At 62.3% G+C, this 13,015-nt stretch carries 13 protein-coding genes; 7 read left to right on the top strand and 6 right to left on the bottom strand.

The features are described from left to right. Positions 1-370: 370 nt before the first annotated feature. Positions 371-664, bottom strand: coding sequence for a putative quinol monooxygenase (locus tag AC1D0A_RS01040; RefSeq protein ID WP_028275207.1), 294 nt, complete (start codon positions 662-664; stop codon positions 371-373). A 54-nt stretch (positions 665-718) separates the two neighbouring features. Then, positions 719-1,717, bottom strand: coding sequence for a LacI family DNA-binding transcriptional regulator (locus tag AC1D0A_RS01035; protein WP_476945238.1), 999 nt, complete (start codon positions 1,715-1,717; stop codon positions 719-721). A 165-nt stretch (positions 1,718-1,882) separates the two neighbouring features. On the opposite strand from AC1D0A_RS01035, the gene AC1D0A_RS01030 reads away from it, so the two are divergent. From AC1D0A_RS01030 to AC1D0A_RS01015, 4 genes are all read left to right on the top strand, one after another. Continuing rightward, positions 1,883-3,001, top strand: coding sequence for a substrate-binding domain-containing protein (locus tag AC1D0A_RS01030; protein WP_028275205.1), 1,119 nt, complete (start codon positions 1,883-1,885; stop codon positions 2,999-3,001). Between the two features lie 115 nt (positions 3,002-3,116). After that, a complete protein-coding gene (locus tag AC1D0A_RS01025; RefSeq protein ID WP_028275204.1) occupies positions 3,117-4,163 on the top strand; it encodes an ABC transporter permease in 1,047 nt (348 codons plus the stop codon). Then, complete coding sequence (locus tag AC1D0A_RS01020; RefSeq protein WP_028275203.1) at positions 4,160-4,954, top strand: ATP-binding cassette domain-containing protein; 795 nt, start codon at positions 4,160-4,162, stop codon at positions 4,952-4,954. The genes AC1D0A_RS01025 and AC1D0A_RS01020 overlap by 4 nt, the downstream gene beginning before the upstream one ends. 120 nt (positions 4,955-5,074) lie before the next feature. Next, on the top strand, positions 5,075-6,034 hold the full coding sequence (locus AC1D0A_RS01015; protein ID WP_476944998.1) for a carbohydrate kinase family protein: 960 nt from the start codon (positions 5,075-5,077) through the stop codon (positions 6,032-6,034). Positions 6,035-6,231: 197 nt separating this feature from the next. On the opposite strand, the gene mmuM is transcribed toward AC1D0A_RS01015, so the two are convergent. Further along, positions 6,232-7,239, bottom strand: a complete 1,008-nt coding sequence (mmuM, locus tag AC1D0A_RS01010; protein WP_476944997.1) for a homocysteine S-methyltransferase — start codon at positions 7,237-7,239, stop codon at positions 6,232-6,234. Positions 7,240-7,562: 323 nt separating this feature from the next. On the opposite strand from mmuM, the gene AC1D0A_RS01005 reads away from it, so the two are divergent. Genes AC1D0A_RS01005 through AC1D0A_RS00995 form a run of 3 tightly spaced genes read left to right on the top strand, consistent with a single transcriptional unit; the run spans position 7,563 to position 9,570 of the window. Beyond that, positions 7,563-8,012, top strand: a complete 450-nt coding sequence (locus AC1D0A_RS01005) for a hypothetical protein (protein WP_476944996.1) — start codon at positions 7,563-7,565, stop codon at positions 8,010-8,012. Continuing rightward, positions 8,009-8,761, top strand: coding sequence for a cyclase family protein (locus AC1D0A_RS01000; protein WP_476944995.1), 753 nt, complete (start codon positions 8,009-8,011; stop codon positions 8,759-8,761). Before AC1D0A_RS01005 ends, AC1D0A_RS01000 begins: the two co-directional genes overlap by 4 nt. Positions 8,762-8,793: 32 nt before the next feature. After that, entirely contained in the window at positions 8,794-9,570 is a 777-nt protein-coding gene (locus AC1D0A_RS00995) for an IclR family transcriptional regulator (RefSeq protein ID WP_476858244.1), read from the top strand. On the opposite strand, the gene AC1D0A_RS00990 is transcribed toward AC1D0A_RS00995, so the two are convergent. From AC1D0A_RS00990 to AC1D0A_RS00980, 3 genes are all read right to left on the bottom strand, one after another. After that, on the bottom strand, positions 9,567-10,367 hold the full coding sequence (locus AC1D0A_RS00990; protein ID WP_476944994.1) for an IclR family transcriptional regulator: 801 nt from the start codon (positions 10,365-10,367) through the stop codon (positions 9,567-9,569). The genes AC1D0A_RS00995 and AC1D0A_RS00990 overlap by 4 nt on opposite strands. Positions 10,368-10,404: 37 nt before the next feature. Further along, the gene (locus tag AC1D0A_RS00985) at positions 10,405-11,295 is read right to left on the bottom strand and encodes an alanine racemase C-terminal domain-containing protein (RefSeq protein ID WP_476944993.1); all 891 of its coding nucleotides are present in this window, start codon (positions 11,293-11,295) and stop codon (positions 10,405-10,407) included. Between the two features lie 87 nt (positions 11,296-11,382). Next, on the bottom strand, positions 11,383-12,822 hold the full coding sequence (locus AC1D0A_RS00980) for an amino acid permease (RefSeq protein ID WP_243178444.1): 1,440 nt from the start codon (positions 12,820-12,822) through the stop codon (positions 11,383-11,385). Between the last annotated feature and the right edge of the window lie 193 nt (positions 12,823-13,015).

Below are 13,015 nucleotides of genomic sequence, written 5' to 3'. Positions count from 1 at the left end.
ACCTGCCAGTGCCGCGGCCAGCGTCAGTCCCGCGAGCGTCAGTGCAGAAACGGCATGCGTCCTGCGGGTGGTCGTGTTCTTCATTCGTTCGATTCGCCCTTCGTTGCGCGCGTCGTCGGTAGACAACGTTGTCAGTGCGAAGGACACTAAGTGATGTCCGTCAGACAAGTCAACGGTTTTGGCGGCGCGGGAATGAGGCCGCCCGCCGCGCGGCTGAGCCGGGCGAGGCGATGGGCGGGCAGCAGAAAATTCCCTCCCAGCGGTAGGGCTGGAAGGGTTATTTCCGGCAGGCGGCTCCGTTCAGCCGTCTCCGTGGGTCCTGGACGCAGCAGCTCCCACCGACCGTGGACCGGCTGGATTTGGCTGAGGGCTATTCCAGCGGCAGAAGCCAGGTCAGTTCCGAGGCGTCGCCTTCGATATGGCGGGCCAGTTCCTCGTTGAATCTGGCGCCGTAATCGGCGCCGATGTGTTCCTGGAACGCGGCTTCATCGCGGTAGACCTCAAAGACAAAGTACTCCCGGGGGTTCTCTTCCCGGGTGCAGGGAAGGAACAGCTCGTTGCCCGGTTCACGGCGCACATGCCGGGTCAGTTCGAGCATCATTTCAGCAACGCGGGCTTCGCTGCCGGGCTTGACGGTGAACTCGGCATACAGGGTCTTGGTCATCATGATCCCTTTCAGGTCGATGGGTTCGAAATATAGTTCAGGAGGCCACCCCTGTCAGGCCGGAGGGCGCAGCTCACCGGAACCTCGTTGTATGAGCTCAGACGGGACAACATAGGTATGCGGGGGCTGCTGGTCGCCATCGATCCTGGCCAGGAGCCGCTCTGCTGCCAGCTTCCCGATTCGCTCGGGGTGCTGGGCGATGACTGTCACGCCGGGATCCATCATGTCGGCAAGCGTGAAGTCATCGAATCCGATTAAGGCCACGCGTTTGCTCAGCCCGAGCTCTCTCAGAGCGCGCATGGCGCCGAAAGTGATGAGGTTCTGGCTGGAGAAAATCGCCGTCGGTGGTTCGGCAGCGGTGAGAAGTTCCAACACGGCCAATCTGGCCGATTCCTCATCGTGCAGGTTTTCACGGACGGGAATCGTGGAAGTGGGAATTCCCTGCCGGCCGATCTCCTCAATGAACCCCCGCCGGCGTTCCCGGGCGGTCTGGATGTCGGTGCGGTCCCCCAGATAGGCGAGCCTGGTGTGGCCGCGGCTGATCAGGTGAGCAGCTGCCCTCGCGGAGCCTGCGGCGTTGTCGGTCACGACGGCATCTGCTTCCACTCCTACCGGTTCACGGTCAATGAAGACCAAAGGCAGGTCACGGGAATGCTCCGGGATCACATACGCCTGGCTCCTGGCGATGGGCGTGAGGATGAGCCCGTCGACACGCCGCCCAAGAAATGCCGCCACGATGTCCTGCTCCCGCTGGGGGTCATCATCCAGGCTCGCCGCAAAGACCGCGATTCCCCTGGCCCCAAGAGCATCTTCTATGGCCCGGTTGATCTCGCCGCTGAACGGGTTGGAAACACTCGGCAGCAACAGCCCGACCGAGAGCGTCCTTCTGCCCGCGCGGCGCAGGCTGCCGGCGGCCATGTCCAGCTGGTAGTTGAGTTGCCGTGAAGCGCTGAGCACCTTTTCCCTGGTGGCGTACGACACGCCAGGTTCGTCGTTGATCACGCGGGAGACGGTCTTTATTCCGACGCCGGCAAGGGCAGCCACGTGGCGCATTGTCGGACGACTGGCGGAAAGGGTCGGCTGGCTACGATCGGACATCGTTGTCAAATATATCGCTCCTTCTAAGTTGCATCTATTGACTCTCTGGTGTGATGCTGATTACATCGTACATGACATCGTTGTCGAGGCCAGTGAGGGCCTCAAACATCAGGAGATTCAATGTTGAGTTCCAAAGCACCCCGTTCAACGGCCACCCGCCTCTTCGCTGCAGGAGCAGTCCTGACTCTGGGAGCGCTCAGTCTTTCAGCCTGTGGTGGAAGTTCCCCGTCCGCCTCATCAACGGGAACCGCGTCCGGTGAAAAGGTCGGCGTCTCGCTGATCGTTAAGACCACGACCAACCCGTTCTTCGTCGCCATGGAAGACGGGGCGAAGAAGGCCGCCGCGGCCGAGGGCGTGGACCTGAAGCTGGCTGCCGGCAAGGCTGACGGCGACGAGGACACCCAGATCCAGGCCATCGAGAACGCGATCTCCAAGGGCGACAAGGGCATCCTGATCACCCCCAACGGCCCGTCTGTAGTGGATGCCCTGAAGAAGGCCAAGGATGCCGGCCTGTTCGTCATCGCCCTGGACACACCTCCGGACCCGGCCGACGCCGCCGACATCACGTTCGCGACCGACAACTTCGCCGCGGGTGAGCTGATCGGCAAGTGGACCGCAGCCCAGCTGGAGGGGAAGAAAGCGACCATTGCCCTCGTCGATCTTTTTGACGACAAGGTTGTCTCCGTGGACTACAACCGGGACCAGGGCTTCCTCACGGGACTCGGCATCGACACCGCGGACAAGAAGAAGAACGGTGACGAGGCCAAGACCGGAAAGTACACCGGCGGCAAGGGCGGCGAATACGAGATCGTCGGCAGCCAGGCCTCGCAGGGCGCCGAAGATGGCGGCCGCACCGCCATGGAAACCCTCCTGTCCAAGAACCCGAACATCAACGTCGTCTACACGATCAACGAACCCGCCGCGGCCGGCGCTTTCGAGGCCCTGAAGTCTGCCGGCAAGGAAAAGGACGTTCTGGTCGTTTCGGTGGACGGTGGATGCCCCGGCGTCAACAACGTCAAGTCCGGAGTCATCGGTGCCACGGCCCAGCAGTACCCGGTCAAGATGGCCGAACTGGGAGTGAAGGCCATCGTTGACCTCGCCAAGACCGGCCAGAAGCCGGCCAACTCACCGGGGCTTGACTTCTACAACACCGGCGTCGAGCTTGTCACGGACAAGCCGGTCGACGGCGTCAAGAGCATCACCACCACCGAGGCCTCCGACATCTGCTGGGGAAAGTAACCCACCCAGCTTCACTAAGGGGACGGGGAGGCCGGAGTCCGCTATCGGCCTCCCCGCACTTCATCTACCGAGCTAGCTCCGCCCTAGCAACCATCACCGAAGATCAGGACCAATCGTGACCCAGCAACAGACCGCCGGACCGCCCAGCGCCGGGCAGGCCGACCTGGCCGAGGAATTCCTCGACCGCCAGACACCGCTTAGCCGGATACGCAATATCCTCCACCGTTACCCCGCCGTCAGCCCCGCCCTCGTGCTTCTCATCGCGGTGGTGGTGTTCAGCCTCCTCAATGAGAGGTTCCTGCGGGTTGAAAACCTCTCCCTGATTACCCAGCAGGTCTCCGTCGTCGGCACCCTGGCCATCGCCCAGACCCTCATCATCCTTACGGCAGGCATCGACCTTTCCGTCGGGGCCGTGATGATCCTGTCGTCCATGGTCATGGCCCAGCTCGCCGTCAACAACGGAATACCCGCGCCTCTCGCCCTGCTCGCAGGCCTGGTGGTCGGACTCGCCGCCGGAGCCCTGAACGGATTCCTGGTCACCAGGTTCCGGCTCCCGCCGTTCATCGTCACCCTGGGCACGCTCAACATCTTCATCGCCCTGACACTGCTCTACTCCAACGGAGCGACAGTGCGCGGCTCGGCCATGCCGCCCCTGCTGACCTGGACAGGAACCACCTTCCCGGTGGGCCCGGTCAGGATCTCCACGGGCGTCGTCATGATGCTCCTGCTCTACATCGCGGTCGCCTTCATCCTGGGCAAGACGGCCTGGGGCCGGCACGTCTACGCCGTCGGAGATGACAAGGAAGCCGCCCGCCTGGCCGGCATCCCGGTAAACCGTGTCCTCATGAGCGTCTACCTCGCAGCCGGCGCCGTCCTGGCCGTCGGCGCCTGGATCCAGATCGGACGCACCAACGCAGCCAGCCCCAACGGCGGCGTGGACCTGAACCTGGACTCCATCACAGCCGTCGTCATCGGCGGAACCAGCCTCTTCGGCGGCCGCGGCTCCGTCTGGGGAACCCTCCTCGGCGCCCTGATCGTCGGAGTCTTCCGCAACGGCCTCTCGCTCGCCGGGCTGGACGTGCTCTACCAGACGCTCGCCGTGGGCGTCCTCATCATTGTTGCTGTGTCCGTCGATCAGTGGATCCGAAAGGTCAAGTCATGACCATGACTGAATTTGAAGCCTCCCACGTCGCCACGCGCGAGCCCATCCTGCAGGCCCGGAACCTCGTCAAGACTTTCGGCCGTGTCGTGGGACTGGACGGCGTCAGCCTGGACCTGTACCCGGGCGAAGTCCTGGCGATCATTGGCGACAACGGTGCAGGCAAATCAACCCTGATCAAGTGCCTCACCGGCGCCGAAGTTCCCGACACAGGAGAACTCTTTGTATCGGGACAGCAGGTGCACTTCAAGCGGCCGCAGGACGCCAGGGTCCACGGCATCGAAACCGTGTACCAGAACCTGGCGGTCTCACCGGCGCTGGACGTCGCCTCCAACCTGTTCCTGGGCCGTGAGGAAAGGCGCGCGGGGCTCCTCGGAAGCGTGTTCCGGATGCTCGACACCAAAGGCATGCGCACCAAGGCCAAGGAAGAGCTGACCCGGTTGGGCATCTCCACCCTGCAGGACGTGACAGTGCCGGTGGAGAACCTCTCGGGCGGCCAGCGCCAGGCTGTCGCCGTGGCCCGCGCCGCAGCGTTCGGTTCAAAGGTGGTTGTGCTGGATGAACCGACGGCGGCACTTGGCGTCCGGGAATCGAACCAGGTGCTCCAGCTGGTCCGGGACCTTCGCGACCGCGGCCTGCCGGTCATCTTGATCAGCCACAACATGCCCCACGTCTTTGACGTAGCGGATAGGATCCACATCCAGCGCCTGGGCAAGTGCGCTGCCACCATCACTCCGCAATCACACACCATGACCGACGCAGTGGCGATCATGACCGGCGCAGCCACCGCCTGAGGTCCGGCTAGTACCCGCCCGCTCTACCGGAGCCCCTTCTCCGTCCGCGGACCTCCCCCMGGTCCGCGGGCGGATCCATACCGGGAGTTCCCATCATCACCATCCCACGAGAGACAGACCATGGATTACCTCACAACAGCCCGGAACGACGCTCACCAGATGCTCGACGTCATGGTCATAGGCGAAGCGCTGATCGACGTGGTCACCACGTCGCACGACACGGTGGAACACCCCGGCGGCTCACCGGCCAACGTCGCCTACGGACTTGGCCGCCTCGCCGTCACCACAGGTCTGCTCACAGCCATCGCCTCGGACGCGCGTGGGATTTCCATCGAAAACCACCTCAGCAGCGCAGGCGTCATACTTCTGCCCGGATCAAAATCCCTCACCAAAACGGCATCGGCCACAGCAACCCTTGAACCCGACGGCTCCGCCAAGTACGACTTCGACATCTCCTGGGATCTTGCCCCGACAGCCCCCGCCTTCTTCCCAAAAATCCTGCACACCGGATCCATCGCCACTTTCCTTAATCCCGGCGCGGGCGCCGTGAAATCCCTGCTCGAACAAGCCCGCACACACTGCATGGTCACCTATGACCCGAATATCCGTCCAGCGCTGCTCGGCAGCCACAGGGAAGCTTTGGCCACCTTCGAAGAGCTCGTGCCCCTAACCGACGTCGTCAAACTCAGCGACGAAGACGCCCGCTGGCTGTACCCCCAAAAAAGCCTGGACGAAACCGCAGCACACATCCTCGGTCTGGGCGCCGGACTTACCGTCATCACCAAAGGCGCCGACGGCTCACAATTCACCACCCCCGCCGCTAACATCAGCATTCCCGCCGTGAAGTCCAAAGTTGCCGACACCATCGGCGCCGGGGACTCCTACATGTCCGCCCTGATCCTGGGCTTTCTCACCCGAGGAACCGAAGGCTTCGCCCCAGCTGTCTTGGAGCAGCTTGGACACACCGCAGCTGCAGCAGCGGCCATCACCGTGCAGCGCCCGGGAGCAAACCCCCCAACCCTGGAAGAACTCAACATCGCAATCGAAGCTCATTCCGGTGCCCAATACGGGGGTTCCTGAACCACCTAATCAAATGACGGTTGTCACACAAGACCGTTCACCAAATAAGATGGTTGCCGCCTATCTGAGGCGGCGCGCCGCGTTTCGTGATCCGTGTCCGCGAACGGCGGTGCTGCTGCGCAGATCCCGATATATCGCTACTCAATAGGGGACATTGCCACTTAGGTTAACTGCGTATAGGCCAAGTCCGTGACGCGTCAGAGGTTTTTTGCGCCAGCAGCACCAACCGGTCGATATCCAGGTTTGTGAGTTTCTGACAGCGCCGTCACGGCGGCAATATCCTGTGGGGTCGTTCGACAGCACCCACCCACGAGCCGTGCACCAAGTTCACGCCAGATTGGCGTTCCCTCCGCAAGGCTTGCGGGCTGTTTGGTATCGGGGCCTGAAGTTCTCGCCGCGGCCGGACCCCACGTTTTGGTGACTGCGTCATAGCTTTCGCCCGAATTCGGATATGCGATCAGGGGCGTATCAGTGGCTCTGCCCAGGGCCTCCAGCGATGGGGAGACCAGCTCCAGCGGCACGCAGTTCACGCCGATAGCCGCCACGAGCGGCTCCGCCGAAAAGAGCTTTGCCGCCTGAGCCAGCGGCGTACCGTCGCTGAGGTGGCCGCCATCCCGTAACGTGAAGGAGAGCCAGGCTTCGACGTCAAACTCTTTCATGAGTGCCAGCAGGGCCTCGGCCTCCGGCAATGAAGGCAGCGTTTCACAGGCAAGAAAGTCCGCTCCGGCCGCCACCAGCGCTGCGATTCGAGGCCGGTGGAACTCCAAAAACTCGTTTTGGCTGAGGACATAGTCGCCTCGGTATTCCGATCCATCGGCAAGGTACGCGCCGTAGGGCCCGACCGATCCTGCAACCAGCAGGGGGCCCGCATCCGGTTTTTCCGTCAGGTACTCGCGGCGTGCCTCGTCGGCCAGGCGCACACTCAATGCCACCCGCTCCAAGGCCGCTTCCTCGCCGATGCCGCGGCGCGCAAATCCCAGGGGTGTGGCTTGATAGCTAGCCGTGATGGCGACAGCGGCTCCGGCGCGGAAGTAATCGTGGTGTACGCGCTTGACCAGTTCCGGTTGCTCCAGAAGGACTTTAGCCGACCACAAAGGGTCTTCCAGATCGCAGCCGTGCGCTTCAAGCTCGGTGGCGAGTGCACCGTCCACGGTCAGGTTCGCTCCGGCGTCGAGTGTGCGGGAAAGCAAGGTGTTACTGGGCATCGTTCACGGCTCCAAGCATTTCGGTTTGTTCTTTCCTGCCGGGCAGTTGCGGCGCCTCGCGGCCCGGCAATGCAAGGTAGCACAGCGTGCAGTGCCAAAAGGCGCAGTGCAGCCCGTGGCTTGCAGATGACGGTCAGCAGCCGCTAGCGCTGACCGGTGTTCCGCGGCTCAGTCACGCCCAGAGTCTGGCGGATGTGCCGAGAGAACGCGCCCCCCTCCAATGGTGTGCGTAATAAGCATTTGTTCATGCTTGTAATGCACATCACTCTATGCCACCATAGCCTTCAGACACCATCTGCGAACTGCCCAGGAAGAGGCCTCCCTTGAAAATTGCAATGAAATCAGTCCGCAAGCTGCGCGTGCATTGGCCCATAGCTTCGGAAACTTTCTCGCGGCTCGCCAGGGGCGACGCAGAAGCATTCAAAGATGAGGCCGGCATCGCGGCCCTGCTCCAGGCTTCGTCGGAATCCCCTGACTTAGGGGATTTTGGCAACTACAGGCATGTATTTGAATCCGGCCTGGGCTTCGAGGGTTTCACCTGCACTGAAGGCGCTAACCCTACGTTGGGGCAGGTGGGGCAGCGGACAATTTCGCCTACCTTGGTCTTCACGACGTATTTCGATGCGGCGCTCCCTGACGCCGCCGTGGAACGCTTCCTGCAGCACATCGTGGATATCCATCCCTGGGAGGTACCGGTCATCGAACTGACGGGCCCGGTCAGCGTCTCCAGCACAGCCCTTCCCGCACTCTTTGAGAGCGAGGCCACATCATGATTGAAGCCACCACGGCCGGACTTTGGGACGGTCTGCAGGCGTTGCTGGCGGGCAGGTCATTCACCGATCTGACGCACGCCTTCCACCCCGGCCAGCCGCATTTCCCGGCCTTCCCCGACGAAATCAGGGAGGCGGTCTTCGACCTGGAGAAAGGCGACGGTTTCACCGCTCACCGCTATTCGATCATCGGCCAATGGGGTACGCACGTTGACCCTCCCTCGCATTTCATCCGCGGGGGACGGACCTTGGACCAGATTCCCGTGGAGGACATGGTCCTTCCACTGGCCATCCTCGACATCACCGCACGGGTCACCGCAAATGCGGACGCCACTCCCACGATGGAGGACGTCCAGGCCTGGGAGCGCCGCAACGGTGCCATCGCCCCCGGGGCCTTTGTGGCGTTGCGGACAGGGTGGAGCCATCGTTGGCCCGACACCGACGCCATGGCAAACAGGGACGATAAGGGGGCCAGCCACACGCCTGGCTGGTCCCAGGAAGTCCTCTCCTTCCTGATCGAGGAGCGGTCGGTAACTGCAGTCGGCCATGAGCAGACAGACACAGACCCGGGACTGGCTACGTCCCGCCAGGATTTCAGCTTGGAGACCTATGTCCTGGCGCGGAACCGGTGGCAGATCGAGCTGATGGCGAACCTGGACGGACTTCCAGAAGCCGGCGCGATCCTCATTGCAAGCTGGCCGAAACCCTTGCACGGCAGCGGCTTTCCAGCCCGTGTCTTCGCCATCCACTAAGACACGTTGGTGCAGTGACTAGAATCGGGTCCATGTCTAAGACGTCCAGCATGGGCCGGGGAATCATGGCTGTCCTCGCGGTGGGCTCCCGCAACGCAGAAGGCCTGTCTGGCGGAACGGTCGCGGATATAGCAGCCGATCTGGGCAGGGACCGCAGCCAGGTTTCGCGCAGCCTGCGGACCGCCGAGCAGGAGGGGTTTCTGGCACGCGGAGACCACCGGTCCTACACGATGAACTGGTCGCTCCTGACAGACGCACAGCTGTTGACAGAGCAACGGCTGCAGACCGACGGCGTAACCGCCCTGGAAGGCTTGGCCGGTGAAACTAACGAAGGATGCTTCCTTGGAGTTATGAGCGGAAACAGTACTGTCACCATCGGTGAGCGTGTTCCGGCAAGTAGCAACATGGTCGGTTCGTGGCTGGGCCGGCCCTACCCGGCGTTTTGTAGTGATGCCGGCCAGGCCCTGCTGTGGGAAGCCTCGGACGCCGAGGTCCGAACCATTTTCTCCGGCGTTCCCTTCGTGCGCCATGGCCCCAATACACCGCTTGACGTCGAGGACTTCCTGTCACGACTGCGCGGGGCGCGGGCACGGGGGTACTCCATTGTCGACGAGGAAGCCGAACCAGGACTTTACTCCCTGGCCGTTCCGATTCGCGACTTCAAGGGCGATGTGGTGGCAGCGCTTCAGGTCGTCGGCGCCAAGACACGCTTGGAGCCGCGCCTGGAGCTATGCGCCACGGCTCTCGTGTCCTGGGGAAAGTGGCTTGAGTCAACGTTGGGTCACGCGGCGCCGCAGAACCGGCTCTAGCTGGCAAGGCCCTTCCGGACCGCGTTGCCCCGGGGACGGCCCTCAAAGGACCCCAGCCGCTCGGCTGCTGCCGTAAGGGCCATTGCAATGTCATTGGTGCTGGGTTTGATCTCGGCCCGGCTGCCGAGGACGCTGAGCGCGGCAAGAATCGATCCTTCAGCGTTGCGGACCGGAACGGCCAGTTCGTAGATTCCGTGCTCGAATTCTTCCTCCGCGACAATGAAGCCCCGCGCCCTGTCCCGGTCCATCAGTTCGGTGACTTCTTGCGGCGAATGGGCCGCCCCCGGACCGCCTACGCCGATAAAGTTGACATCCTGGAGAAGGACTTCCACGGCTGGCTGTTGGTCGTCCCACAGCAAGGCCCGTCCGGAGCCGGTACACCACACGGGCGTCACCATGCCGGGTTTCACGAAGCTGCCGGGTACCGCATCGTTACTGGAGGTCCGCAGGAGAACGACCCGGAAGCCATCACGGACGGAAACCCTGGATCTAAGGCCGAAAGAAGCCACTAAGGCCTCAAGTTCGGTTTTTGATTCGCGGACCCAGCCGGTATTCAGCGCTGCGGCCAGGCTGAAAAAACGTGGACCGGTTCGGAAGGGACCGCGTTCGACTCGCTCCAGCAGTCCCAGCTCACACAATTCCTGCGTCAGCCGTGAGACGCGGCTTTGTTCCATATCCAGCTCGGATGCGAGCTGGGAAACGCCGAGAAGCCGCCTGCCCCGCTTCTCCCGGTCTGCGACCAACCGAACTATTCGAAGTCCTTGGGCCATGGACGACGCTTCCGAGGAAGAATCCATGCTCCGTGCTCCTTCCGCCCGATGACTACGCCTATTCTCACATGTCTTCATTGTTGACCAGGACGCGGTTTCCTTGCGCCCACACAGTGTAGAAGTCAGCGAGTATCGCTGAATTCGCTGCTTCCAGTTCTGCGGGAGCGATTTCTGCGCGTCCCTGCCGCCCGAACAGCACGACTTCGTCTCCAGGGGAAACTCCCGCCACGTCGGTGACGTCGACAACCATGGAATTCATCGAAACGATGTCGACTATGGCAGCGCGTCGGCCGCGGACAAGCACGCTGCCTTGGCTGGCCAGTGGCCGCCGGTAACCATCTCCGTAACCCGCTGTCACTGATGCCAGCCTTGAGTCCCGGTCCAAGGTGTGGGTTAGCCCGTAGCCGACCTTGGTACCTGCTGCATAGCTATTAATGGAAGCGATCCGGGCTTTGAAGGCCAAACACCGTTGGAAGTGCCCTGTTGTAGGTTCCGAATCGCCGTAGAGGACTGCCCCGGCACGGACCATGTCCAGCCACGAGCCGCGGACGTGCAGCGCGGCGTAGGAGTTGGCACAGTGGAGCAGCACGTCCTCCCGGCGCGTTCCGGTCAGTTGGAGCAGCGTCAACGCCTGACTGCGGAAACGAAGTAGAGCCGTTTCGATATGGCCGGTATCGTCCTTGGGAAAATGAGTCATGATCCCGGCCAGTATGAGCCCAGGGTGGCTCACGATCCCTACCGCAGATGCCCGCCCAAGCGTGGACGAGACGTCGAGGCTGTGCCTGCTGATCCCGGAAGCGTTGATATCGAGGTGAATGCGGATCGCCGTCCCGGCCTCGGCAGCGATCTTGTGCATCTCCCAGGCGCTCTGCGGGTCGGCAACAAGTTCTTCGGCTCCATGTCCGTATGCATGGGACTTGACCACTGCGCACAGGAGCGCCCGGTTATCGATCATAGACAGGAGGTTCCGGACGTTTGACTCGAAAGCCGGGGACGAAAGTCCCCGGCCGAGAAGCTGGGTAGGCGATGGTTGATGGCGGCATTAGGACAGTTGGTTTGCGCGCGCCTTGCGTCCGTATTTGAAGTAGAAGAAGGCGTAGCAGGCGCCAACAAAGGTAACTCCGAAATAGAGGGCTGCTACTTGGTTGGGGTCATAAGCGATGCCGATGAGCGAAATTACGCAGAGCGAAAAGGCCAGGATGGGCACCAGCGGGAACAGCGGGGCCTTGTAGGCAAGGGCGGCGACATCGCCGCCGTTCCTGACGAAGGACCTCCGGTGGAAAAAGTGCGAGGCGGTGATGGACATCCAGACCCCGACGACGGCGAAACCTGCCACTGAAACGAGAGCCAGGTAGACCGTTTCGGGCGCAACGACGCTGCTGATGAGCGACGCAAGGCCTCCGAGCATGCTGACTGAAAGCGCGATTAGGGGGATACCGCCCCGGGTCAGTTTCTTCAGCGCCCGGGGGGCGTGCCCCTCATCGGCAAGGGAGTAGAGCATCCGTGCGCAGGAGAAGAGGCCGCTGTTTCCAGCGGAGAGGAGGGCGGTGATGATGACGAAGTTCATGATGTCGGCGGCAAAAGGAATGCCTATGGATGAGAAGACAGTCACGAACGGGCTTTCATCCAGGCCTACCTGATCAAAAGGGATGGTAGCTGCGATGACAGCGATTGCCCCGACGAAGAAGATCAGCAGGCGGATGACTGTGCTGCGCATCGCTTTGGGGATGCTGGTGGCGGGGTCAGCTGTTTCCCCCGCTGCCACACCGATGAGTTCAGAGCCGGAGAAGGCGTAGAACACTGCAAGTGCAGTGACTAGGACGCCGCTGAAACCGTTGGGGAAGAGACCGCTGGAGGTGTTGAAATTCTCAAACATGAACGGGTGGCTGCCTCCCTCACTGAGCGGGTGGATGCCGAACAACGCCGCGCCACCAAGAACGATGAGGACCACGATGGCGCCGACTTTGACGATGGCAAACCAGAACTCGGACTCGCCGAAAAACTTCGAGGAAACTGCATTGAATCCGAAGAGGATCGAGGCGAAGATGACGCACCAGACCCAGACGTCAACATCCGGGAACCAGCGCTGCATGAGGAGACCGGAGGCAGTGAACTCCGATCCGATGGCCACTGCCCAGCAGAGCCAGTACAGCCAGGCCGTGGCGAACCCTGTGGCCGGCCCGATCGACCTCGCCGCGTAAATGTGGAAGGCGCCTGAGACCGGATACGCGATGGCAAGCTCGCCGAGGCAGGCCATAACCAGGTACACAACGAAGGCGCCGACCAGATAGGCGATGACCGCGCCGAGCGGTCCGGCCTGGGAAATGGTGTAGCCCGAGCTCAGGAACAGCCCTGAGCCGATCACCCCGCCCATGGCGATCATGACCAGATGGCGTGCCCCCATGGACCGCCGGAGCCCAGTGTCGGTCGACGGGGGAAACGTGGGCTGTGTGTCTAGCTGGACAGGTGATGACGGTTCCATGGTTTCTCCCAGGTGAGTGGATAGGTCTGATGCGAAAGATGCGCACATCGCCCCGGCTTGGGGGCAGGGCGCCTCGGGCTGTGCAGTGGCGGTAGTGATGAAAGTAACACGAAAACGGCTTTTGGGTCATTAAAAACATTTCAACATGCTTATGTTGCACCTAAGTTACCTCGCGGCGCTGCTGCCGAATCGG

Source organism: Arthrobacter sp. P1_D4, assembly GCF_056406115.1.
This window is presented reverse-complemented; position numbering and strand designations above follow the sequence as displayed.

What these genes read in the sequence shown, in the direction of transcription:
- AC1D0A_RS01030 (WP_028275205.1), top strand. Translation starts at nt 1,883, where the DNA reads ATGTTGAGTTCCAAAGCACCCCGTTCAACGGCCACCCGCCTCTTCGCT.
- AC1D0A_RS01020 (WP_028275203.1), top strand. Translation starts at nt 4,160, where the DNA reads ATGACCATGACTGAATTTGAAGCCTCCCACGTCGCCACGCGCGAGCCC.
- AC1D0A_RS01015 (WP_476944998.1), top strand. Translation starts at nt 5,075, where the DNA reads ATGGATTACCTCACAACAGCCCGGAACGACGCTCACCAGATGCTCGAC.
- AC1D0A_RS00980 (WP_243178444.1), bottom strand. Translation starts at nt 12,822, where the DNA reads ATGGAACCGTCATCACCTGTCCAGCTAGACACACAGCCCACGTTTCCC.
- AC1D0A_RS00985 (WP_476944993.1), bottom strand. Translation starts at nt 11,295, where the DNA reads ATGATCGATAACCGGGCGCTCCTGTGCGCAGTGGTCAAGTCCCATGCA.
- mmuM (WP_476944997.1), bottom strand. Translation starts at nt 7,239, where the DNA reads ATGCCCAGTAACACCTTGCTTTCCCGCACACTCGACGCCGGAGCGAAC.
- AC1D0A_RS01000 (WP_476944995.1), top strand. Translation starts at nt 8,009, where the DNA reads ATGATTGAAGCCACCACGGCCGGACTTTGGGACGGTCTGCAGGCGTTG.
- AC1D0A_RS01035 (WP_476945238.1), bottom strand. Translation starts at nt 1,717, where the DNA reads ATGCGCCACGTGGCTGCCCTTGCCGGCGTCGGAATAAAGACCGTCTCC.
- AC1D0A_RS00995 (WP_476858244.1), top strand. Translation starts at nt 8,794, where the DNA reads ATGTCTAAGACGTCCAGCATGGGCCGGGGAATCATGGCTGTCCTCGCG.
- AC1D0A_RS00990 (WP_476944994.1), bottom strand. Translation starts at nt 10,367, where the DNA reads ATGGATTCTTCCTCGGAAGCGTCGTCCATGGCCCAAGGACTTCGAATA.
- AC1D0A_RS01040 (WP_028275207.1), bottom strand. Translation starts at nt 664, where the DNA reads ATGACCAAGACCCTGTATGCCGAGTTCACCGTCAAGCCCGGCAGCGAA.